We start from the raw sequence: 21,875 nt of genomic DNA on the forward strand, positions 1-21,875 counted from the left end.
TCAGTCGACCTCCTCGACCGTCACGAGGTGGCGGACGGTGTGCACCATGCCGCGGAACTCAGGACGGTCCTCCTTGACGACCACGTCGTTGACCCGCTTGAGGCCAAGCGAACGCAGGGTGTCGCGGTGGTTCTGCTTGCTGCCGATGTACGACTTCGTCTGCGTGATCTTGAGGCGAGCCATTACGCACCCGCTCCCGCACGCGCACGCAGCAGAGCCGCGGGGGCGACGTCCTCGAGCGGCAGACCGCGGCGCGCCGCGATCTCCTCGGGACGCTGCAGGCCCTTCAGGGCCGCCACGGTCGCGTGCACGATGTTGATCGCGTTGTCCGAGCCGAGCGACTTCGACAGGATGTCGTGCACGCCCGCGCACTCGAGCACGGCACGCACCGGGCCACCGGCGATAACACCGGTACCGGGGGAAGCCGGCTTGAGCAGAACGACGCCGGCAGCCTTCTCGCCCTGGATCGGGTGCGGGATGGTGCCCTGGATACGGGGGACCTTGAAGAAGTGCTTCTTGGCCTCCTCAACACCCTTGGCGATGGCGGCCGGCACCTCCTTGGCCTTGCCGTAGCCCACGCCGACGGTGCCGTCACCATCGCCCACCACGACGAGCGCGGTGAAGCTGAAGCGACGACCACCCTTCACAACCTTGGCGACGCGGTTGATCGCGACAACGCGCTCAACGTACGCGGTCTTCTCGGCGGCAGCTGCGCCGCCGTCACGGCCCTTCCGGTCCCGCCGCTCGCCGCCACCGGCACCGCTTCCGCGGCGCTGGGGTCCAGCCATTGGATTTACCTCTCTCTGTTTCCGCTAGCTACGGCAGGCTCAGAACTTGAGCCCGGCTTCGCGGGCGGCGTCCGCCAGGGCGGCGATGCGCCCGGCGTACTGGTTGCCACCACGGTCGAACACGACAGCCTCGACACCGGCGGCCTTGGCACGCTCGGCGACCAGGGCGCCGACCTGCTTGGCCTGCGCGGACTTGTCGCCCTCGCCACCCCGGATGGAGGTGTCCAGGGTCGACGCCGACGCCAGGGTGTGACCCTTGATGTCGTCGATGACCTGGGCGACCATGTGGCGGTTCGAGCGCGTCACGACCAGGCGCGGACGCTCGGCCGTGCCCGAGACCTTCTTGCGGACGCGGATGTGGCGGCGCTTGATGGCAGCAGCCTTGTAGGCCTTGCCCTTGGCGATCTTCACACCGTATGCCATGGCTTACTTACCCGCCTTTCCGACCTTGCGGCGGATGACCTCGCCCGCGTACTTCACGCCCTTGGCCTTGTACGGGTCGGGCTTGCGCAGCTTGCGGATGTTCGCGGCGACCTCGCCGACCTTCTGCTTGTCGATGCCCTCGACCGAGAACTTGGTCGGCGACTCGACCTTGAAGGAGATGCCCTCGGGGGCCTCCACCAGGATCGGGTGGCTGTAACCGAGCTGGAACTCCAGGTTGGAGCCCTTCGCGGCGACGCGGTAACCGACACCGCTGATCTCGAGCGCCTTGGTGTATCCCTGGGTCACACCGGTGATCATGTTCGCCACCAGCGTGCGGGACAGGCCGTGGAGGGCCTTGTTCTGACGCTCGTCGTTGGGACGGGTGACGTTCAGAACGCCGTCCTCGCCCTTAACAATCTCGATCGGAGCGGCAACGGTGTGCGTCAGGGTGCCCTTGGAGCCCTTGACGGTGACCGTGCGGCCGTCGATGGTGACGTCCACGCCGGAGGGAACCGGGATGGGGAGCTTGCCGATGCGCGACATTTGCTTTCCTCCGTTCCCGACTACCAGACGTAGGCGAGGACTTCCCCACCCACGCCCTTCTTCTGCGCCTGCTGGCCGGTCAGGAGACCGTGGGACGTGGAGATGATCGCCACGCCCAGGCCGCCGAGAACCTTCGGCAGGTTGGTGGACTTCGCGTAAACGCGCAGACCCGGCTTCGAGATGCGCTTGATGCCGGCGATCGAACGCTCACGGTTCGGGCCGAACTTCAGCTCGAGGACGAGGTTCTTGCCGACCTCGGCGTCCTCGACCTTCCAGCCGGTGATGAAACCCTCCTGCTGGAGGATCTCCGCGATGTGCGACTTGATCTTGCTGTGCGGCATCGACACGGAGTCGTGGTATGCCGAGTTCGCGTTCCGCAGACGCGTAAGCATGTCTGCGATCGGATCAGTCATGGTCATGAATTGGCCTTCGGCCTCTCTCGCCGGGGTTTCCTGTATGCGCCATCCCTCTCCCCACACAGGGGCGGGACGGGTGCGGCGCGGGGACCTACGGCGTAGTAAGTCGTACGGGCGGCGGACGCCCAACCCTCCTAGCCTAAGCCATGGAGGGAAGGGCCTCCGCCATACCCAGTGCTTACCGAGAGACTCCGGTCATCCCGATGAAGGGATTACCAGGAGCTCTTGGTCACGCCCGGCAGCTCGCCACGGTGAGCCATCTCACGAAGGCACACGCGGCACAGGCCGAACTTGCGGTACACGGAGTGCGGACGGCCGCAGCGCTGGCAGCGGGTGTACGCGCGCACACCGAACTTCGGCTTGCGAGCAGCCTTGGCAATCAGAGCCTTCTTCGCCATCTCGCTCACGCCTCCTTGAACGGGAAGCCGAGGTGACGAAGGAGGGCGCGGCCCTCGTCGTCGTTGGTCGCCGTGGTGACCACGGTGATGTCCATACCCCGGACACGGTCGATCTTGTCCTGGTCGATCTCGTGGAACATGACCTGCTCCGTGAGACCGAAGGTGTAGTTGCCACGGCCGTCGAACTGCTTGGGGGACAGACCACGGAAGTCGCGGATGCGCGGGAGCGCGAGCGACAGGGTGCGGTCCAGGAACTCCCACATGCGGTCGCCACGGAGCGTGACGTGGGCACCGATCGGCTGACCCTCGCGCAGCTTGAACTGCGCGATGGACTTGCGGGCCTTGGTGACGGCCGGCTTCTGACCGGTGATCGTGGTGAGGTCGCGGATGGCGCCCTCGATCAGCTTGGAGTCGCGGGCGGCGTCGCCCACACCCATGTTGACCACGATCTTGACGAGGCCGGGAACCTGCATGACGTTCTCGTAGGAGAACTCCTCACGCAGCTTGCCCGCGATCTCCTCGCGGTACTTCGTCTTCAGACGCGGAGTGGTGGTGGTAGCCATCAGATGTCCTCACCCGTCCGCTTGGCAACGCGGATCTTGTTGCCCTCTTCGTCGAAGCGGTAACCGACGCGCGTGACGACCTTGTTGCCGTCCTTCTCCACGACGAGCTGAACATTGCTCACGTGGATGGGGGCCTCGGTCGTGACGATGCCACCGGTCTGCGAACCGCGAGCGGTCTGGCCGGCCTTGGTGTGCTTCTTGACCCGGTTGACACCCTCGACCAGGACGCGGTCCTCGCGGGGGAAGGCCTGAATGACCTTGCCCTGCTTGCCCTTGTCCTTGCCGGTGATGACCTGTACCAGGTCGCCCTTCTTGATCTTCATGCTTACAGCACCTCCGGCGCGAGCGAGATGATCTTCATGAACTTCTTCTCGCGCAGCTCACGGCCCACGGGGCCGAAGATACGGGTGCCGCGAGGGTCGCCGTCGTTCTTCAGAATGACGGCGGCGTTCTCGTCGAAGCGGATGTACGAGCCGTCCTGGCGGCGGCGCTCCTTGACGGTGCGAACGATGACCGCCTTGACGACGTCACCCTTCTTCACGTTGCCACCGGGGATCGCGTCCTTGACGGTGGCGACGATGACGTCACCGATGCCCGCGTAGCGGCGACCGGAGCCACCGAGAACACGGATGCAAAGGATCTCCTTGGCACCAGTGTTGTCGGCGACACGCAGTCGCGACTCCTGCTGGATCACGTCTATCTCCTGATTGTCTGCCGGTTCCCGGCGGGGGCTGTCCTCTTACGAGGGAAAGCCCCCACCGAGCCTGGCGGAACGAACTCGAAGGGTTACCCCTTCAAGCGATTACTTGGCCTTCTCGAGGATCTCGACGACGCGCCAGCGCTTCGTCGCGGACAGCGGCCGGGTCTCCATGAGGAGGACACGGTCGCCGACGCCCGCGGCATTCTGCTCGTCGTGCGCCTTGAGCTTGTTCGTACGGCGGATGACCTTGCCGTACAGCGCGTGCTTCACGCGGTCCTCGACGGCGACGACGACGGTCTTGTCCATCTTGTCGCTGACGACCAGACCCTCACGGGTCTTGCGGAATCCGCGCTCGGTCTTGTTCTCAGTCACGTTGCTCTCGCTCATCAGGCGCTCTCCACCGTCTCGATGCCCAGCTCACGCTCACGCATCAGGGTGTAGATCCGGGCGATGTCCTTGCGGACGGCCTTCAGCCGGCCGTGGTTCTCGAGCTGACCGGTCGCCGCCTGGAAGCGGAGGTTGAACAGCTCTTCCTTGGCCTCGCGGAGCTTGGCAAGAAGCTCCTCGTTGCCCAGCTCGCGCAGCTCGGACGCCTTGGTTCCGGCCGACATCACGCCTCACCTGCCTCGCGCCGAACGATGCGGCACTTCATCGGAAGCTTGTGAGCAGCGCGGGTGAGCGCCTCACGAGCAATCTTCTCGTTCGGGTAGGACAGTTCGAACATCACCCGACCGGGCTTGACGTTCGCGACCCACCACTCCGGGGAACCCTTACCGGAACCCATGCGGGTCTCGGCAGGCTTCTTGGTCAGCGGGCGGTCCGGGTAGATGTTGATCCAGACCTTGCCGCCACGCTTGATGTGGCGGGTCATCGCGATACGAGCCGCCTCGATCTGGCGGTTGGTCACGTACGCCGGAGTGAGGGCCTGGATGCCGTACTCGCCGAACGCAACCTGCGTACCACCCTTGGACATACCGCTGCGCTTCGGGTGGTGCTGCTTGCGGTGCTTGACCCTACGGGGGATCAGCATTTCGGTCAGGCCTCCGTTCCGGTGCTCTCAGCCGGAGCGGCGGCAGCGGCCTCGGCCTTGGGGGCCTCGGCAGCAGCAGCCTGCTGCGGCTTGCGACCGCGACCGCCACGCTCGCCACCGCGGCCACCACGGGCCGGGCGGTCGGCGCCGCCACGGGCCGGGCGGTTGCCGGCGCGGGCAGCAGCGTTCTCGGCGCGGACCTCGGCGATGTTCTTGACGTCGCCCTTGTAGATCCAGACCTTCACGCCGATGCGGCCGAAGGTGGTCTTGGCCTCGAAGAAGCCGTACTCGACGTTCGCGCGGAGCGTGTGCAGCGGCACACGGCCCTCGCGGTAGAACTCCGAGCGGGACATCTCGGCGCCGCCGAGACGGCCACCACACTGGATCTTGATGCCCTTGGCGCCCGCCTTCATGGCCGACTGCATGCTCTTGCGCATGGCACGGCGGAAGGAGACGCGGGAGGACAGCTGCTCGGCAACGGCCTGGGCCACGAGCTGAGCGTCGACCTCGGGGTTCTTGACCTCGAGGATGTTCAGCTGGACCTGCTTGCCCGTGAGCTTCTCGAGGTCGCCGCGGATGCGGTCGGCCTCGGCGCCACGGCGGCCGATGACGATGCCGGGACGCGCGGTGTGGATGTCCACCCGCACGCGGTCACGGGTGCGCTCGATCTCAACCTTCGAGATGCCGGCGCGCTCCATGCCGGACGTCATCATCCGACGGATGGCGACGTCTTCCTTGACGTAGTCCTTGTACAGCTTGTCGGCGTACCAGCGGGACTTGAAGTCCGTGGTGATACCGAGCCGGAACCCGTGCGGGTTTACCTTCTGGCCCATTACCGGGTTCCTTCCTTGCTGCTGACGACCACGGTGATGTGGCTGGTCCGCTTACGGATCCGGTAGGCACGGCCCTGAGCACGCGGACGGAACCGCTTCAGGGTCGGACCCTCGTCCACGTACGCCTCGCTGATGAACAGCGTGGAGGCGTCCGTGTGGTCGTAGTTGTGCGCGGCGTTGGCAATGGCGCTGTCCAGCACCTTGCCGACCGGCACGCTCGCGGCCTGCGGGGCGAAACGCAGGACCGCCTGAGCCTCCGTGGCATCCATGCCACGGATGAGGTCCACCACGCGGCGGGCCTTCATGGGCGTGACGCGGATGTACCGCGCCTGGGCCCTGGCTTCCATGGTTGTCCCTTCGGTGTAAGTCATGAGTCGTTCCACCCCGCCTTAGCGGCGCTTCGACTTCCGGTCGTCCTTGACGTGGCCGCGGAAGGTGCGAGTCGGCGAGAACTCGCCGAGCTTGTGGCCGACCATCGACTCGGTGACGAACACCGGGACGTGGGTCTTGCCGTTGTGCACCGCGATCGTGTGGCCCAGCATGGCCGGGACGATCATCGAGCGACGGGACCAGGTCTTGATGACGTTCTTGGTGCCGGCTTCGTTCTGCGAATCCACCTTCTTGATCAGGTGGTCGTCGACGAAGGGCCCCTTCTTGAGACTGCGCGGCATCTAAACCCGCTCCTAGCGCTTCTTGTTCGTCTTGCGGCGGCGGACGATGTACTTGTTGCTCGCCTTCTTGGGAGAACGAGTACGACCCTCCTTCTGACCCCACGGGGAGACCGGGTGGCGACCACCGGAGGTCTTGCCCTCACCACCACCGTGCGGGTGGTCAACCGGGTTCATCGCCACACCGCGAACGGTCGGGCGAACGCCCAGCCAGCGCTTGCGGCCGGCCTTGCCCCAGTTGATGTTCGACTGCTCGGCGTTGCCGACCTCGCCGATGGTGGCGCGGCAGCGGACGTCGACCAGGCGGATCTCGCCGGACGGCATACGCAGGTGGGCCATCTGGCCCTCCTTCGCCAGCAGCTGCACGGAGGCACCCGCGGAGCGGGCGAACTTCGCGCCGCCGCCGGGCCGCAGCTCGATGGCGTGGATGGTCGTACCGACCGGGATGTTGCGCAGCGCCAGGTTGTTGCCGGGCTTGATGTCGGCGGCCGGGCCGTTCTCGACACGGTCGCCCTGGTTCAGGCCACGCGGCGCGATGATGTAGCGCTTCTCGCCGTCTGCGTAGTGCAGGAGCGCGATGCGCGCGGTGCGGTTCGGGTCGTACTCGATGTGAGCGACCTTGGCCGGCACGCCGTCCTTGTCGTGACGACGGAAGTCGATCACGCGGTAGGCGCGCTTGTGGCCACCGCCCTGGTGACGGACGGTCACACGACCGGTGTTGTTACGGCCGCCCTTGCTGTGCAGAGGGCGGACCAGCGACTTCTCCGGCGTGGACCGCGTGATCTCGACGAAGTCGGCGACGCTGGAGCCACGACGGCCCGGAGTCGTCGGCTTGTACTTGCGGATACCCATTTCTCAGTCCTCGTCCGATATCGGACGATCCAGACCGCCCTCAGGCGGTCGGACCGCCGAAGATGTCGATACGGTCGCCCTCAGCAAGGGTCACGATGGCGCGCTTGGTGTTGGCGCGCTTGCCGAAACCGGTGCGGGTGCGCTTGCGCTTGCCCTGGCGGTTGATCGTGTTGACCCCGGTGACCTTGACCGAGAAGACCGCCTCGACGGCCTGCTTGATCTGGGTCTTGTTGGCACGCGGGTCGACGATGAACGTGTACTTGTTCTCGTCCAGCAGCGCGTAGCTCTTCTCGGACACAACCGGCTTGACGAGAATGTCGCGCGGGTCCGAGTAGGTCTTGCTGGTGATCGTGGCCTCGGACATCAGGCCTCGCTCCCTTCGGTGTCGTTGGCGGCCTTGGGGCCGGACACGAAGGACTCGAAGGCGGCCTGGGTGAAGACCACGTCGTCGGAGACGAGCACGTCGTACGTGTTCAGCTGGCCCGGCTCCAGGATGTGGACCTGGGGCAGGTTGCGGGCGGACAGCCACGCGGCCTCGTCGCTGCGGTCCGCGACCAGGAGCAGGTTCTTGCGCTCCGAGATCTTGCCGAACAGCGTCTTGGCGGCCTTGGTGGAGACCTCGCCCTCGACCACGCCGGAGACGACGTGGATACGGGAGTGGCGGGCCCGGTCCGAGAGGGCACCGCGCAGGGCGGCGGCCTTCATCTTCTTCGGGGTCCGCTGCGAGTAGTCACGCGGCACGGGGCCGTGGACGACGCCACCGCCGGCGAACTGCGGCGCACGGGTCGAACCCTGGCGGGCGCGGCCGGTGCCCTTCTGGCGGTAAGGCTTCTTGCCACCACCGCGGACCTCGCCACGCGTCTTGACCTTGTGCGTGCCCTGACGGGCAGCGGCCAGCTGCGCGACGACGACCTGGTGGATCAGCGGGACGCTGACCTTGGCGTCGAAGATCTCGGCCGGGAGCTCGACGGTCCCGGTCTTGTCGCCTGCGGGCGACAGAATGTCAATGGTGCTCATAGTCCTCAGGCCCCCTTGGCCGCAGTGCGGACCAGGACCAGGCCGCCGTTCGGACCAGGAACTGCGCCCTTGATGAGGAGCAGGCCCTTCTCCGCGTCAACGGCGTGAACGGTCAGGTTCTGGGTGGTGACCCGCTCGTTGCCCATACGGCCCGCCATGCGGAGGCCCTTGAACACACGGCCCGGGGTGGCGCAGCCACCGATGGAACCGGGAGAGCGGTGCTTGCGCTGGGTGCCGTGACCGGCGCCGAGGCCCTTGAAGTTGTGACGCTTCATGACACCGGCGAAGCCCTTGCCCTTGCTCTTGCCCGTGACGTCGACCTTGACGCCGGACTCGAACACCTCGGCAGTGATCTCCTGGCCCAGCGTGTACTCGCTGGCGTCAGGGGTGCGGAGCTCCACCAGGTGGCGGCGGGGGGTCACGTCGGCCTTGGCGAAGTGGCCCTTGAGGGGCTTGTTCACCTTGCGCGGGTCGATCTCGCCGAAGGCGATCTGGACCGACTCGTAGCCGTCGATGTCGTTCGTACGGACCTGGGTAACGACGCAGGGCCCGGCCTTGACGACGGTCACCGGGACGACACGGTTGTTCTCGTCCCAGACCTGGGTCATGCCGAGCTTCTCGCCCAGGACGCCCTTGATCTGCTTTGCCATCTCTTCCGCGCCTCTCAGAGCTTGATCTCGATGTCGACGCCGGCCGGAAGGTCCAGGCGCATCAACGAGTCAACGGTCTTGGGCGTCGGGTCGAGGATGTCGATCAGGCGCTTGTGCGTGCGCATCTCGAAGTGCTCGCGCGAGTCCTTGTACTTGTGCGGCGACTTGATGACGCAGTACACGTTCTTCTCAGTGGGCAGCGGCACCGGGCCTGCGACCGACGCACCAGTGCGGGTCACCGTCTCGACGATCTTCTTCGCCGAGGAGTCGATGACCTCGTGGTCGTAGGCCTTGAGCCGGATGCGGATCTTCTGTCCCGCCATGGCTACTCAGTAGTCCTTTGTCTAGTGAAACGCTCTGGAACTCGGCGGGTCCTGCTCTCTTCTCCGACCCACGCGGTCGGGCGTGTCGCACTCCCTCTACGCAGATCTCCCGAAGGATTTCCCAACCAAGGGGGCACGGGCCGAGACCGCGCATCGGGGGAAGAGCTCCCACCGAGTGCCTGGCCGGTACCCCGCTGACACTTCCCGGAAGATTCCCGTACGTCCGATCCGCGTGGGATCGACGAGTACTGTGGGACTCGCTTCCGGTCCTCCCGGCGGGAGGCGCGCAGCATCGGCACTCAACCGAGCAACCCGGACAGTCTGCCACACGCTCGGGGCCCGTGGCCAATCGAGCCGAAGAGATTACCCCGCGGGGGTTGCGTGTCAAACCGCGGCACGCCGTCCACTCCCCGGAAGCCCTTGGCCGGCCGCACGGCAGGGCTGCTCGCCCGTGCCCGCCGCTCCCGCCGGCACCCCTTCGGCCCGCGCCCCGGCCGGGCCCCGGTTCGGGTCTCATACCGGGACGAGACGAACGCCCCGCAGGGAAAACCCGTCGAAGCACGTCTGGGCGCACACTTACAGTGACCGCGCAGCCGCTGTCACGGGGGAACGGTCACCATGCGTACGCACTATCCGAGGACACGACATCTGCCCTGGTCACCAGGGGCGACCGCAGACGATGTGCGGGTCACCGACCTGCGCGGACTGCTCGGGCGCGAGGTCGTCGTCACCGAGAAGCTCGACGGCGAGAACACCACGCTGTACCGCGACGGTCTGCACGCCCGGTCCCTCGACTCGGCTCACCACCCGTCCCGGGCCTGGGTCAAGGCGCTGCACGGACGCATCGGACACGCCGTTCCCGAGGGCTGGCGGGTGTGCGGCGAGAACATGTACGCCCGGCACTCGATCGCGTACGACGACCTGGACAGCTACTTCTACGGGTTCTCCGTCTGGGACGAGCTCGGCTGGTGTCTGGACTGGGACCGGACCGTCCGCTTCCTGCGCGACCTGGGGGTTCCGACGCCGCGTGTGCTGTGGCGCGGGGTCTTCGACGAGCGTGCGCTGCGGGCGCTGAAGCCGGACCTCGGGCGGCAGGAAGGGTACGTCGTCCGCACAGCCGACGGCTTCATGGCCGAGGAGTTCGGGCTGCGCGTGGCCAAGTGGGTGCGGGCCGGTCATGTGCAGACCGGCACGCACTGGATGCACGCGGCCGTCGTGGCGAACGGGCTCGGCCCGAACGCGCCGTTGTGGGCGGTGCGTTCGGGCGCTCCCGCCGACGCGGCGGCACTGGCCGCCGCGCTCGGGGTGCCCGGCGGCGACGCGGCGGCCCTCGGCAGGCTGGAGGTCGCGGGCGTCACGGGCGACGCCCGGCTCTCGGGCGTCCTGGCCACACTGCTGCACGGCAGCCGGCGGGCGTGGCTCGCGCCCGAGCTGGCCGCGGTGCTCGGCATGCCGCTCGCCCGGCGCGTGGCGGACCTCGTCGGGCTGTCCCCGGCGCTGCACCGGCCCTATCCGGACGAGGACCGGCGGGCCGGTCTGGTGCGCATGTCGTACGCCGCCGACCTCGGCGTCCTGCACGCCGTCGCCCGGGCGACGGCCCCGAGCGCCGAGGCGCGCGAGCAGGTGGAGTGGTCGGCGCTGCACGCCGAGGACGCCGCACCGATCGCAGAGCTGGCCGAGGTCTTCGCGGACCTGGAGCCGGACGCCGCGGCCCGCTGCCGCGCCGAGGCGCGCGAGGCGTACGCACTCGGGCGGATCGGCACGGCCGAGGAGGCCGTCGCGGCGACCTGGCAGTGGCGCGCCGGCGACTTCCCGAAGCTCGTCCAGACCGTGGGCCCGGCGGGCAGCGGCAAGAGCACGTTCGCACGGGGCCTCGCCGGGGTGGACGCGTACGTCTCGCTCGACGACCTGCGCGAGGCCCGCGGTTCCCGCGCCGACCAGAAGGCGAACGCGGAGATCCTGCGTGCGGGACTCGACCGGCTGGACGCGGCCCTGGCGGCGGGCGGCACCGCGGTGTGGGACGCGACCTCGCTCAACCAGCAGCAGCGCTCCCTGGTGCACGCGGTCGCGCGGCGCCGTGACGCCCTGGTCACCCACGCCGTCGTCCTCGTCGACGAGGACGAGCTGGTCCGGCGCAACGGCGTGCGGGAGCACCCGGTGCCGCCTGCCGTCCTCGCCGCCCAGCTGCACCGTTTCGGCCCGCCGTATCCGGGCCAGGCGCACCGCACCTGGTACATCGGGACGAGCGGGACGATCGAGGAGGAGGTGTAGCGGTGCGTACCAGCGAGGAGATCTACCACCGGGTGCGCTGGGACGCGCGTTTCGACCCGGCCCGCTTCGTGATCGGCGTCCTGCAGCGCGGGGCCGCGCCGGGGCGCGTACCGCTGCCCGCGTTCGTGCCCGGCGGCGACATCCCCTGGCACCGGGTCATCTTCTTCGAGGCCGACGGCGAAGTGGTCTGGGACCGGACCTCCGGCGTGGACCGGATGGACGACACGGACGCCGGGCGGGTGCGCGAGGCGCGCCGGCTGCGAGCGCCGTTCTTCGCCGCCCGGACGCCGCACGTGTGGGACGGCGCCGACTGGGTGCCGGCGCGCACACCCAAGGGGGCCGTGCCCGCGGGCCGCCTGCGCGTGCTGACCTGGAACACCCTGTGGGACCGCTACGACGCCGACCGCATCGACACCGCCCTGCGCAGGCCGCTGCTGCTGGCCGCCCTGCGCGAGGCCGACGCCGACGTCATCGCGCTCCAGGAGGTCGAGCCCCGGCTGCTCACGATGGTGCTCGGCGAGGCCTGGGTGCGCGAGGCGTACACGCTCGGCGCCGATCCGGGTGCGCGGGACGTCGACGAGTGCGGTCTGCTCCTGCTGAGCAGGCTGCCCGTACGGGAGGCGGGGCACCACGAGCTCGGCTCGCACAAGGCGGTGAGCGCTCTCGTCGTGGAGACGGGAGCGGGGCCGGTCACGGTGGCCGCGACGCACCTGAGCAGCGACCACTCGGACGACGGCGCGGGGCGGCGTGACACCGAACTGGCAAGCATCGCCGAGGGGTTGGCGTCCCTGGACGGCGACGTCGTCCTGATGGGCGACTTCAACGACGGCACGGACGCACCGGCGGCGGCCCTCGGGATGCGCGACGCCTGGAGCGAGGCCCACGGCAGGGGCGACACGACGCCCACCTTCGACCCGGGCGTCAATCCGCTGGCCGCGGTGTCCTCGCTGACCGGGCGGGCCTCCCGGCTGGACCGGGTGCTGCTGCGCGCGGAGGCGCTGCGGGTGCGTGAGGCCGCGCTGCACGGCGACACGCCCACGGCGGAGGGCCTGTACATCTCGGACCACTACGGCGTACGGGCCGACCTGGATCTCGGGGGCGAGGAGTCGGCCGAGGTGCTGGACGTACGGGCGACGGCCCGTACGGCGCTGGCGTGGATCCCGCCGCGTGAGGTCTGGCCTCCGCTGCAGGAGATCCGCGCGGATCACGACCCGCAGATCCGCCGCTGGCCGCCGCACGTCAACCTGCTCTTCGGGTTCGTGCCGGAGCACGCGTTCGAGCGGGCGGTCCCGCTCGTCGCGGCGGCTGCCGCGGCGAGCGCGCCCTTCGAGGCCCGGCTCGCGGGCGTGCAGTGGTTCGGGCACCGCGACGACGCCACGGTGTGGCTGGACCCGGCGGTCGGCAGCGAGGAGCCGTGGGCTGCCCTGCGGGAGGCGCTGGCCCGGCGCTTCCCGGGCTGCCGCGGCCACCGCGAGGGCTTCACCCCGCACCTCAGCCTGGGCCGGAGCACGGACCCGCACGCCCTGGCCGCCGAGTGCACCGCGCGCCTCGCCCCGATGCCGGTGCGCGTCGGCGAACTGGCGCTTCTGTCGCGCCGGGGCGCCGAGCCGATGAGGGTCCGGGCGACGGTGTCGCTGGGCACGGGCGAGGTGCGCTGGACGCCGGAGGATGCGGAGGCCGCGGACGCGGCCGGCGGCACACGCCGCTCCCCCGCGGCGGCCTCCGCGACGGAGGCGACGGACGCCGGGGAAACGGCGCCATCCGCGGAGCCGGCCGAATCCGCCGACGACACTCCGCGCGCCGCCCGCGTCGCGGAGCGCGTGGCGGAGCGCGTGGCGGATGCGCTCGACGACGGTGTCGTCCACGTGGTGGGCTCCCGGCGCATGGGCTGTGCCCTGCCCGGCGCGGACCTGGACCTGGTGGCGGCGCTGCCGGGCGACGCCCGGCTGGAGGACGTACGCGCCCGGCTGGTGGCGGCGCTGCCCGAGGCGGCGGACGTACGGGAGGTGGTCGGTGCCCGGGTCCCCGGTCTGCGCACGGACGTCGGCGGCCTGACCGTGGACCTGGTCGTGGTCCCCACAGGCCCGGCCGATCCCGCCACCGCCGTCGAGCGCCGTACGGAACTGGGCGCGGCGGCGGCGATCGCGCTCAGCGCCGTCAGCGACGCCGAAGCGGTCCTCGCGCTGGCCGGCGACCGCCGGGAGGCGTTCGCCCGGCTGGCCCGGGAGGTCAAGGCGTGGGCCAAGGCACGCGGCCTGGACTCGGCGCCGTTCGGCGGGCTGCCCGGGCTGGCGTGGTCCCTGCTGGCGGCCCGTACCGTCCGTTCGGCGGGCGACCTGCCGCCCGCCGAGCTGCTGCGGCACTTCTTCGCGACGTGGGCGGCCTGGGACTGGCGCGAACCGGTGGTCGCACCCGGTGCGGGCGCACCGGACCTGCCCGCGGGCGCGCCCCGTGCCGGCGCACCGGACCTGCCCGTGGCGATCACGACTCCCTCCGAGCCCGTGCGCCCGTGCAGCGACCAGGTCACACCGGGCATGCGCGACCTGCTCACCCAGGAGCTGTTCCGCGCCTGGGAGGTGCTGGAGAAGGGTCCCGCCGGCCTGCTGTCCACGCCTCCGCTGCACCGCCGGCACGCGGCGTGGGCGGTCGTGACCGTGCCGCCGGGTCCGGCCGAGGGCCGGGTCCGGGGCCGGGTGCGCGCGCTGCTCACCGAGCTCTCCGAGGTGTCCCCCGACGTCCACGCCTGGCCCCGCCCGTTCGGCTGGGACCCGGTCCGCCTCGCGATCGGACTGGGCGCGACCCCGCCGGACCGGGACGTGCTCGAACGGATCGCGGACCGGTGGCTGCGGGGGCTCACCGGTGTGACGCTGACGCGCGCCGAGGGCGGGGACGTGCCCACGCTGCGCTGACCGCCGGAGAGCGGCGAAGAGCACACGCGTTCCCAGGCAACCCGGGCCCCGTCGCCGCCGTCTTGCTGATCGCGGAAGGGGTTCCTGACCAGCCCGTCCGCATCTGGGGAGATCACAGTACGCAGACGGGGGCACGGCATTGCCCGTCCGCTGCGGGGGGAAGCGGACGGAGCATCACGGGTGAACGACAGAGCTGTCCGCGCGCTGCCCACGGCCGCGCGCGAGAACCATCAGGACGCCGTCCGGCGGCCGGGACCGCGCCGCCGCAGTCTCGTCGCCGCCGTCACGGCGTTCGCCGCCCTCGCCGGCACGGGCGCGCTCGGTGCCTGCTCCGTTCCCGCCCCTCGGCGGAAGGGGCCGGTGGCCGATCCGGCGCCCGGCATTCCGATAGCCAGCTCGCGGCGTGCGCAGCTGATGCAGATCCTGGCGCACCCGGACGACGACCTGTACTTCATGAACCCGGACACGCAGCAGATGCTGGACGCCGGGGTCCCGCTGGTCTGCGTGTACGTCACCGCGGGCGAGGCGGACGGCAAGAACCACATACCGGGGAACTGGGACGTCCCGTCCGACAAGAGCGCGTACTCCTCGGCCCGTCACCAGGGCCTTCGGCAGGCGTACGCCGAGCTGCTGGGCCTCGACAGGTTCACCGACTGGCAGAAGGGCGTCGCCACCCTGCGCGGCGACCGGCGCGCCGAGATCAACACGCTGGCGAACGGCGCCCGCCGGGTCGAGCTCATCTTCCTCAACCTCGCCATGCACACGGCCCGCGGCGGCCGGATGGGCCTGCCGAGCCTGTGGCGGGACCGGGCGCTCGGCCTCGCGACCGTGATCGCCGACGACTCCCCCCTCCGCAAGGCCGACTCGTACGACTACGACCAGCTCGTCGATGTCCTCGTCGGGCTGATGGAGCGCTACCGGCCGACCGTCGTGCAGACCCTGGACCCGGACCCCGACATCCAGCACAGCGACGAGGCGACCCGCAGGAAGGACAGCGAGCAGCGCGGCTACTCCGACCACGCCGACCACACGGCGGTGGCGTCGTTCAGCTGGGCGGCCATGGTCCGCTGGGTGGCCGAGGCGACACAGGACGGGGGCGAGGTGCCCGCCTTCGTGGCCACCTCCTTCCGCGGCTACTACAACCGGCACTGGCCGAAGAACCTCCCCGCCGCCGTGCTGGGCCGCAAGGCGGCCCACCTCGTCCCGTACGGCGGTGACGCCGACTGGGACTGCGGCAACGCGGGCGGCTGCGGCGACTACAACGTCGGCGGCAAGCGGCCGCTCAAGAACAAGAAGGGCTGGGTCCGCTCGACCCACTACCGCTACCCCGGCCCCCGTACCGCGGTCGCCACCGAACCGGACGGACGGCTGTCCGCCTACGGCGTGCTGGGGCTGAGGGCCGTCCGCTGGCGTGAGACCGAGCCCGGCAGCGGCCGCTGGGGAGAGCCGGACGACCTCGGCGGCGGCCCGCTCGCGCCGGCGATGGGCGCCACCGCGCTGGCGGACGGCAGGCAGTTGCTGTTCGGGCTGCGGTTCGCGGCCGTCGGCGGACACGGCGGGGACAACGCCCGCGAGATCGTGCTGCTGGAGCAGCGCTCAGCCGGCGGCCCGTTCCTCGCCTGGCGCGGGCTCGGCAATCCGGAGCACGACGACGACCGCGGTCGGCGCATCGGTGTGCCGGTGGCCGTCACGGCACCGGACGGCCGGGTGCACCTGTTCGTGCGCAACGCGGACAGGGGCGTCAGCGGGCGGGTCCGGCAGGCCGACGGGAGCTGGAGCGGCTGGCAGGACCTCGGGGGCGGCGAGATCCAGGACGGGCTGTCCACGGCGGTCGACGGCGAGGGCCGCGTCCATCTCTTCGCCGCGGGCCACGAAACCGTGCACCACTGGGCGCAGGACGCGCCCGGCGGGGCCGTGCTCCACCGCCCCGGCGGCGCGCTGCCGGTCGCCGTGGACGCTCCGGCCGCCCTGACCGCCGCCGACGGATCCCTCCAGCTGCTGTACCGGCAGGAGCGGCCCTACCGGAGAGCGACGCCGACGGACTCTCGCGGCACCGCGGCCGCCGCGCTGACCTGCGTACGCCCCGACGGCAGGCGGCTGCCGACGGTCCGCTTCGAGGGATACGGGCCCGTCCGCGCGGCCACGGGCACGGGCGGCGACGCCGTCCTGCTCGGCAAGGACCTGCGCGGGCGGATCCAACTCCGTTTCGCGGGCCGGCTGCTGACCCGTACGACGGGGGCGCAGAACATCGACACCCCCACGCTGCACCTGGGCGCCGGCGGCACCGCGACCGTCGTCGGCCTGGGCGCGGACGCGCACCCGTGGACGTGGTCCCCCCGTCCCCGCACCGAGGGCTGAGGTGCGCTGAGGCCGCGTCAGAAGGACGTCCGTGCCCGGAGTCTGCGCAGCATCCGGGCGTCCTCGAAGCCCACCTCGCGCGCCGCGCTCTCCACCGTCGCGCCGTGACTGACCAGGTGCTCGGCCCGTTCGACCCGCAGCGTCTGCTGGTAGCGCAGGGGCGTCAGACCGCCCGTGGCGCGGGCGAACAGCCGGGTCAGGGTGCGCTCGCTGACCCCGGCCGAGGCGGCGAGGCGGGCCAGCGGGAGGGGTTCGGCGAAGCGGGCGTCGATGAGGTCCTGCACGCGGTGGACGGTGTCGTCCACATGGGAGCGGTGCCGCAGCATGGCGCTGGCCTGCGGCTCGTGCCCGTTGCGGCGGGCGTAGACCACCATCTCGCGCGCGACCCGCGCGGCGAGCGCCGGTCCGTGCCGGCCCGCGAGCAGGTGCAGCGCCAGGTCGATCCCGCTGGCGATGCCGGCCGAGGTCACCACCCGGTCGTCGGCGGTGAACAGCACGTCCCTGACGACGACCGCCCGCGGGTGGCGCGCCGCCAGCTCGTCCTGGAGCCCGTGGTGCGTGGTGCACCGGCGCCCGTCGAGCAGTCCCGCGAGCCCCAGCGCCTCCGCCCCCGCGCACACGCTGGCGACGCTGCCGCCGGCGGCGTGGTGGGCACGCAGCCGCTCCAGCAGGGCCGGCCCGGGGAGCGGGCCGCCGCGCAGCGTGGGCGCGCGCCAGCCCGGCACCACGACCAGGTCGTCCGGTCCCAGCTCCGGCCAGCAGGTCCGCGCGGCGAGCGGCAGACCCTGGGCGCTGGGCACCTGCTCCTGTTCGGCCACGTAGGAGAGCCGGTAGGGATGCCCGAAGTCCGCCGCCGTGCCGAAGACCTGGGCGGGCCCGGCCAGGTCGAGCAGGTGGACGCCGGGGACGAGGACGAAGACGACCTGGGTCACGCCTCGGATGCTCCCGGTTCCGCCTCCAGTTCGGCAACCGTGGCGATCCGGGCGAACCGGTCGCGCAGGACCGCCTCCGTGCGCTCGACGATCGCCTCGGCGCTGAGGTCGCCGATCGGGTTCGTCGTGGTGGCGTCGGTGACGAAGACCATCCGGTAGCCGAGGTCGCTGCCCACGCGGGTGGTCGTCTCCACGCACTGTTCCGTACGGATGCCGCACACCCACAGCTCGCCCACGCCGGCGGCGGTCAGGAGCTGCTGCAGGTTGGTCGTGGTGAAGGCGTTGTGCGAGGTCTTGTGCAGGACCGGCTCACCCTCCGCCGGCCGCTCCAGCTCCTCCAGCAGCCGTACGTGCCCGAGGGCCGGGTCGAACGCGCCGCCGCTGCCGGGCTCGTGGTGCAGCACCCAGACGACGAGGTCCCCGGCCGAACGGGCCAGGCGGACCAGCCTGTTCACCGGCTCGGCGATCTTCGGATCGGCGATCTGCTCCCACAGCGGGCGGGCCCGGAAGGACTCCTGGACATCGATGACTATCAGCGCTCGTCTCATGGCACCCATTCTGACCAGGCACGACCCTTGACCAGCAGGCCCGATCCGGGCCGGTGGCGGAACGATCCGGTCAATGACCTGCCGCTTCCCGGACATGACGAAGGGCCCCGCACCGACAGGTGCGGGGCCCTTCTTGCAGCTCAGCGAGCTACCAGGTCAGAGCAACAATTACTTGTTGATCTTGGTGACCTGGCCGGCGCCGACGGTCCGGCCACCCTCACGGATGGCGAACTTGAGGCCCTCCTCCATGGCGACGGGCTGGATCAGCTCGACGGTCATGGTGGTGTTGTCGCCCGGCATGACCATCTCGGTGCCCTCGGGGAGGGTCACGACGCCGGTCACGTCCGTGGTACGGAAGTAGAACTGCGGGCGGTAGTTGTTGAAGAACGGGGTGTGACGGCCACCCTCGTCCTTCGACAGGATGTAGGCCTGGGCCTCGAACTCGGTGTGCGGCGTGACCGAACCGGGCTTGATGATGACCTGGCCGCGCTCGACGTCCTCGCGCTTGATGCCACGGAGGAGCAGACCGACGTTCTCACCGGCCTGGCCCTCGTCGAGCAGCTTGCGGAACATCTCGATGCCGGTGACCGTGGTGGTGGTCTTCTCGGTCTTGATGCCGACGATGTCGACGGTCTCGTTGACCTTGAGGACACCCCGCTCGATACGACCGGTGACGACGGTGCCACGACCGGTGATCGTGAAGACGTCCTCGATCGGCATCAGGAACGGCTTGTCGACGTCACGCTCGGGCTGCGGGATCGCCTCGTCGACGGCGGCCATCAGGTTCAGGACCGACTGGCCCCACTCCTTGTCGCCCTCGAGAGCCTTGAGCGCCGAGACCTTGACGACGGGAACGTCGTCGCCCGGGAACTCGTACTCGGAGAGGAGCTCACGCACCTCGAGCTCGACGAGCTCCAGGATCTCCTCGTCGTCCACCATGTCGGCCTTGTTCAGGGCGACGACGATGTACGGAACGCCGACCTGGCGGGCCAGGAGCACGTGCTCCTTGGTCTGCGGCATCGGGCCGTCGGTGGCGGCGACCACGAGGATGGCGCCGTCCATCTGGGCAGCACCGGTGATCATGTTCTTGATGTAGTCCGCGTGACCGGGGCAGTCGACGTGGGCGTAGTGACGCGACTCGGTCTGGTACTCGACGTGCGCGATGGAGATGGTGATACCGCGCTGGCGCTCCTCAGGAGCCTTGTCGATCTGGTCGAAGGCCGAGGCCTCGTTCAGGTCCGGGTACGCGTCGTGCAGCACCTTGGTAATGGCGGCCGTGAGGGTCGTCTTACCGTGGTCGATGTGACCGATGGTGCCGATGTTGACGTGCGGCTTAGTCCGCTCGAACTTCGCCTTCGCCACTGGGGTCCTCCTGTGGAGTGGTTCTGTACGCCTTACTCATCGGCGCCAGGTGATCTTTGCTGGGAAGCCGGCCGCCGGGGTCCGACCCTAAGGTCTCGGGGCGAACCCCCGGCGGACGGTGTCAAGCCTAAGGCGTGGACTCGGGTGAGTTACTCGCCCTTGGCCTTCGCGATGATCTCCTCGGCGACGTTCCGGGGAACCTCGGCGTAGGAGTCGAACTGCATCGAGTAGCTTGCGCGACCCGAGGTCTTGCTACGGAGGTCTCCGACGTAGCCGAACATCTCCGAGAGAGGCACCAGACCCTTGACGATCCGGGCGCCCATCCGCTCCTCCATGGCCTGGATCTGACCACGGCGGGAGTTGATGTCGCCGATGACCTCACCCATGTAGTCCTCGGGCGTGGTGACCTCGACGGCCATCATCGGCTCGAGCAGCACGGGGCTGGCCTTGCGCGCGGCCTCCTTGAAGGCCTGCGAACCGGCGATCTTGAACGCGAGTTCGGAGGAGTCGACCTCGTGGTAGGCGCCGTCGATGAGCGTGACGCGAACGCCCGTCATCTCGTAGCCGGCCAGGATGCCGAACTGCATGGCCTCCTGCGCGCCCGCGTCCACCGAGGGGATGTACTCCTTGGGGATGCGGCCACCGGTGACCTTGTTCACGAACTCGTACGAGGCGTCGCCGCCCTCGATGGGCTCGATCGCGATCTGCACCTTGGCGAACTGACCGGTACCACCGGTCTGCTTCTTGTGGGTGTAGTCCACGCGCTCGACGGCCTTGCGGATCGTCTCGCGGTACGCGACCTGCGGCTTGCCGACGTTGGCCTCGACCTTGAACTCACGGCGCATACGGTCGACCAGCACCTCGAGGTGCAGCTCGCCCATACCACCGATGATGGTCTGGCCGGTCTCCTCGTCCGAGTGGACCTGGAAGGAGGGGTCCTCCTCCGCGAGACGCTGGATGGCGACACCCAGCTTCTCCTGGTCACCCTTGGACTTGGGCTCGATGGCGACCTGGATGACCGGCGCCGGGAAGTCCATGGACTCCAGGATCACCGGGTTCTTCTCGTCGCACAGCGTCTCACCGGTGGTGGTCTGCTTCAGGCCCATGACGGCGACGATGTCGCCGGCGCCCACCGACTCGATCTCCTCACGCTTGTTCGCGTGCATGCGGTAGATCTTGCCGATGCGCTCCTTCTTGCCCTTCACGGAGTTCAGCACCGCGGTGCCGGAGTCCAGGCGACCGGAGTAGATCCGGACGAAGGTGAGCTTGCCGAGGTGCGGGTCGCTCGCGATCTTGAACGCGAGGGCCGACAGCGGCTCGTCGTCGGACGGCTTGCGCTTGACGACCGCCTCCGGGTCCTTCACGTCGTGGCCCTCGATGGCCTCGACGTCCAGGGGGGAGGGGAGGTAGCGCACGACCGCGTCGAGCAGGGGCTGGACGCCCTTGTTCTTGAACGCGGTGCCGCAGAACACCGGGGTGACGGTGGTGTCCTTGGAGACGCCGGACGCGATGGTGATACGACGGATCGCGGTGTACAGCTGCTCCTCGGTGGGCTCCTTGCCCTCCAGGTACAGCTCCATGATCTCTTCGTCGTTCTCGGCGACGGTCTCCAGCAGCGTGCCGCGCCACTCCTCGGCGGCCTCGGCGTGCGTGGAGGGGATGTCGACGACGTCGTACATCTCGCCCTTGGTGGCCTCGGCGGACCACACGAGGGCCTTCATGCGAACGAGGTCGATGACGCCCTTGAAGTCGGCCTCGGCACCGATCGGGAGCTGCATGACGATCGGGGTCGCGCCGAGGCGGTCCTTGATCATGTCAACACAGCGGTGGAACTCGGCACCGGTGCGGTCGAGCTTGTTGACGAAGCAGATACGCGGAACGCCGTAGCGGTCCGCCTGACGCCAGACGGTCTCGGACTGCGGCTCAACACCGGCGACACCGTCGAACACCGTGACGGCACCGTCGAGCACGCGGAGCGAACGCTCCACTTCGACGGTGAAGTCGACGTGACCCGGGGTGTCGATGATGTTGATCGTGTGATCGACGTTGTCGAGCGGCCAGTGACAGGTCGTCGCGGCGGACGTGATGGTGATGCCGCGCTCCTGCTCCTGCTCCATCCAGTCCATCGTGGCAGCGCCGTCGTGGACCTCACCGATCTTGTAGCTCACACCGGTGTAGAACAGGATGCGCTCGGTGGTCGTCGTCTTGCCCGCGTCGATGTGGGCCATGATCCCGATGTTGCGGACCTTGGCCAGGTCAAGCGAAGTGGTGGCCATATGGCTCAGTCTTCT

The 21,875-nt window shown here is 69.6% G+C and carries 27 protein-coding genes; 3 read left to right on the forward strand and 24 right to left on the reverse strand.

All coding sequences use genetic code 11. The features are described 5' to 3' along the window. From rpmD to rpsJ, 20 genes are all read right to left on the reverse strand, one after another. Positions 1-183 (reverse strand): 50S ribosomal protein L30, encoded by a 183-nt coding sequence (gene rpmD / locus ACWD0A_RS05035; RefSeq protein WP_071273185.1) that lies wholly within the window; start codon positions 181-183, stop codon positions 1-3. Continuing rightward, entirely contained in the window at positions 183-788 is a 606-nt protein-coding gene (gene rpsE, locus ACWD0A_RS05040; RefSeq protein WP_005313527.1) for a 30S ribosomal protein S5, read from the reverse strand. The genes rpmD and rpsE overlap by 1 nt, the downstream gene beginning before the upstream one ends. A 39-nt stretch (positions 789-827) precedes the next feature. Then, positions 828-1,211 carry a 50S ribosomal protein L18 gene (rplR, locus tag ACWD0A_RS05045; RefSeq protein ID WP_177148623.1) on the reverse strand — a complete coding sequence of 128 codons (384 nt, stop codon included), beginning with the start codon at positions 1,209-1,211 and terminating at the stop codon, positions 828-830. A gap of 3 nt (positions 1,212-1,214) precedes the next feature. Continuing rightward, complete coding sequence (gene rplF, locus ACWD0A_RS05050; protein ID WP_307713976.1) at positions 1,215-1,754, reverse strand: 50S ribosomal protein L6; 540 nt, start codon at positions 1,752-1,754, stop codon at positions 1,215-1,217. A 20-nt stretch (positions 1,755-1,774) separates the two neighbouring features. Beyond that, complete coding sequence (gene rpsH, locus ACWD0A_RS05055) at positions 1,775-2,173, reverse strand: 30S ribosomal protein S8 (protein ID WP_019888762.1); 399 nt, start codon at positions 2,171-2,173, stop codon at positions 1,775-1,777. A 209-nt stretch (positions 2,174-2,382) separates the two neighbouring features. Continuing rightward, on the reverse strand, positions 2,383-2,568 hold the full coding sequence (locus tag ACWD0A_RS05060) for a type Z 30S ribosomal protein S14 (protein WP_003956452.1): 186 nt from the start codon (positions 2,566-2,568) through the stop codon (positions 2,383-2,385). A 5-nt stretch (positions 2,569-2,573) separates the two neighbouring features. Beyond that, positions 2,574-3,131 (reverse strand): 50S ribosomal protein L5, encoded by a 558-nt coding sequence (rplE, locus tag ACWD0A_RS05065; RefSeq protein WP_019888759.1) that lies wholly within the window; start codon positions 3,129-3,131, stop codon positions 2,574-2,576. Next, positions 3,131-3,454 (reverse strand): 50S ribosomal protein L24, encoded by a 324-nt coding sequence (rplX, locus tag ACWD0A_RS05070; RefSeq protein ID WP_177148621.1) that lies wholly within the window; start codon positions 3,452-3,454, stop codon positions 3,131-3,133. The genes rplE and rplX overlap by 1 nt, the downstream gene beginning before the upstream one ends. A 2-nt stretch (positions 3,455-3,456) precedes the next feature. Continuing rightward, entirely contained in the window at positions 3,457-3,825 is a 369-nt protein-coding gene (rplN, locus tag ACWD0A_RS05075) for a 50S ribosomal protein L14 (protein WP_003956455.1), read from the reverse strand. Positions 3,826-3,933: 108 nt separating this feature from the next. Continuing rightward, a complete protein-coding gene (gene rpsQ / locus ACWD0A_RS05080) occupies positions 3,934-4,218 on the reverse strand; it encodes a 30S ribosomal protein S17 (protein WP_093656384.1) in 285 nt (94 codons plus the stop codon). Continuing rightward, positions 4,218-4,442 carry a 50S ribosomal protein L29 gene (rpmC, locus tag ACWD0A_RS05085; protein ID WP_003974259.1) on the reverse strand — a complete coding sequence of 75 codons (225 nt, stop codon included), beginning with the start codon at positions 4,440-4,442 and terminating at the stop codon, positions 4,218-4,220. Before rpmC ends, rpsQ begins: the two co-directional genes overlap by 1 nt. Next, the gene (gene rplP, locus ACWD0A_RS05090) at positions 4,442-4,861 is read right to left on the reverse strand and encodes a 50S ribosomal protein L16 (protein WP_017949658.1); all 420 of its coding nucleotides are present in this window, start codon (positions 4,859-4,861) and stop codon (positions 4,442-4,444) included. Before rplP ends, rpmC begins: the two co-directional genes overlap by 1 nt. A 5-nt stretch (positions 4,862-4,866) precedes the next feature. Beyond that, positions 4,867-5,694 carry a 30S ribosomal protein S3 gene (rpsC, locus tag ACWD0A_RS05095; RefSeq protein ID WP_177148620.1) on the reverse strand — a complete coding sequence of 276 codons (828 nt, stop codon included), beginning with the start codon at positions 5,692-5,694 and terminating at the stop codon, positions 4,867-4,869. After that, a complete protein-coding gene (gene rplV / locus ACWD0A_RS05100) occupies positions 5,694-6,041 on the reverse strand; it encodes a 50S ribosomal protein L22 (protein ID WP_043264895.1) in 348 nt (115 codons plus the stop codon). The genes rpsC and rplV overlap by 1 nt, the downstream gene beginning before the upstream one ends. 42 nt (positions 6,042-6,083) lie before the next feature. Then, on the reverse strand, positions 6,084-6,365 hold the full coding sequence (gene rpsS, locus ACWD0A_RS05105; protein WP_177148619.1) for a 30S ribosomal protein S19: 282 nt from the start codon (positions 6,363-6,365) through the stop codon (positions 6,084-6,086). Between the two features lie 12 nt (positions 6,366-6,377). Next, positions 6,378-7,214, reverse strand: a complete 837-nt coding sequence (gene rplB, locus ACWD0A_RS05110; protein ID WP_177148618.1) for a 50S ribosomal protein L2 — start codon at positions 7,212-7,214, stop codon at positions 6,378-6,380. Between the two features lie 40 nt (positions 7,215-7,254). Then, positions 7,255-7,578, reverse strand: a complete 324-nt coding sequence (gene rplW / locus ACWD0A_RS05115; RefSeq protein WP_307713977.1) for a 50S ribosomal protein L23 — start codon at positions 7,576-7,578, stop codon at positions 7,255-7,257. Further along, positions 7,578-8,231, reverse strand: a complete 654-nt coding sequence (rplD, locus tag ACWD0A_RS05120) for a 50S ribosomal protein L4 (protein WP_177148616.1) — start codon at positions 8,229-8,231, stop codon at positions 7,578-7,580. The genes rplW and rplD overlap by 1 nt, the downstream gene beginning before the upstream one ends. A gap of 5 nt (positions 8,232-8,236) precedes the next feature. Further along, positions 8,237-8,881: a 50S ribosomal protein L3 gene (gene rplC, locus ACWD0A_RS05125; protein WP_005313592.1), complete on the reverse strand. Its 645-nt coding sequence runs from the start codon at positions 8,879-8,881 to the stop codon at positions 8,237-8,239. A 14-nt stretch (positions 8,882-8,895) separates the two neighbouring features. Next, a complete protein-coding gene (rpsJ, locus tag ACWD0A_RS05130; RefSeq protein ID WP_003948644.1) occupies positions 8,896-9,204 on the reverse strand; it encodes a 30S ribosomal protein S10 in 309 nt (102 codons plus the stop codon). A 618-nt stretch (positions 9,205-9,822) separates the two neighbouring features. Here rpsJ and ACWD0A_RS05135 point away from each other — a divergent pair. From ACWD0A_RS05135 to ACWD0A_RS05145, 3 genes are all read left to right on the forward strand, one after another. Beyond that, on the forward strand, positions 9,823-11,475 hold the full coding sequence (locus ACWD0A_RS05135; RefSeq protein ID WP_451294736.1) for an RNA ligase family protein: 1,653 nt from the start codon (positions 9,823-9,825) through the stop codon (positions 11,473-11,475). Between the two features lie 2 nt (positions 11,476-11,477). Then, on the forward strand, positions 11,478-14,384 hold the full coding sequence (locus tag ACWD0A_RS05140; protein ID WP_451294738.1) for a poly(A) polymerase: 2,907 nt from the start codon (positions 11,478-11,480) through the stop codon (positions 14,382-14,384). Between the two features lie 204 nt (positions 14,385-14,588). Beyond that, positions 14,589-16,742, forward strand: a complete 2,154-nt coding sequence (locus ACWD0A_RS05145) for a PIG-L family deacetylase (RefSeq protein WP_451295061.1) — start codon at positions 14,589-14,591, stop codon at positions 16,740-16,742. A 17-nt stretch (positions 16,743-16,759) separates the two neighbouring features. Here the strand turns inward: ACWD0A_RS05145 and ACWD0A_RS05150 are convergent, their stop codons facing one another. The 4 genes from ACWD0A_RS05150 to fusA all read right to left on the reverse strand — a co-directional run bounded on the left by ACWD0A_RS05150 (position 16,760) and on the right by fusA (position 21,860). Next, positions 16,760-17,674: a GlxA family transcriptional regulator gene (locus ACWD0A_RS05150; protein ID WP_451294740.1), complete on the reverse strand. Its 915-nt coding sequence runs from the start codon at positions 17,672-17,674 to the stop codon at positions 16,760-16,762. Next, positions 17,671-18,222 carry a cysteine hydrolase family protein gene (locus ACWD0A_RS05155; RefSeq protein ID WP_451294742.1) on the reverse strand — a complete coding sequence of 184 codons (552 nt, stop codon included), beginning with the start codon at positions 18,220-18,222 and terminating at the stop codon, positions 17,671-17,673. The genes ACWD0A_RS05150 and ACWD0A_RS05155 overlap by 4 nt, the downstream gene beginning before the upstream one ends. Before the next feature lie 168 nt (positions 18,223-18,390). Continuing rightward, on the reverse strand, positions 18,391-19,584 hold the full coding sequence (gene tuf / locus ACWD0A_RS05160; RefSeq protein WP_307713983.1) for an elongation factor Tu: 1,194 nt from the start codon (positions 19,582-19,584) through the stop codon (positions 18,391-18,393). Between the two features lie 149 nt (positions 19,585-19,733). Beyond that, positions 19,734-21,860 carry an elongation factor G gene (gene fusA, locus ACWD0A_RS05165; RefSeq protein WP_451294744.1) on the reverse strand — a complete coding sequence of 709 codons (2,127 nt, stop codon included), beginning with the start codon at positions 21,858-21,860 and terminating at the stop codon, positions 19,734-19,736. Between the last annotated feature and the right edge of the window lie 15 nt (positions 21,861-21,875).

It is taken from the genome of Streptomyces sp. NPDC002867 (assembly GCF_053591895.1).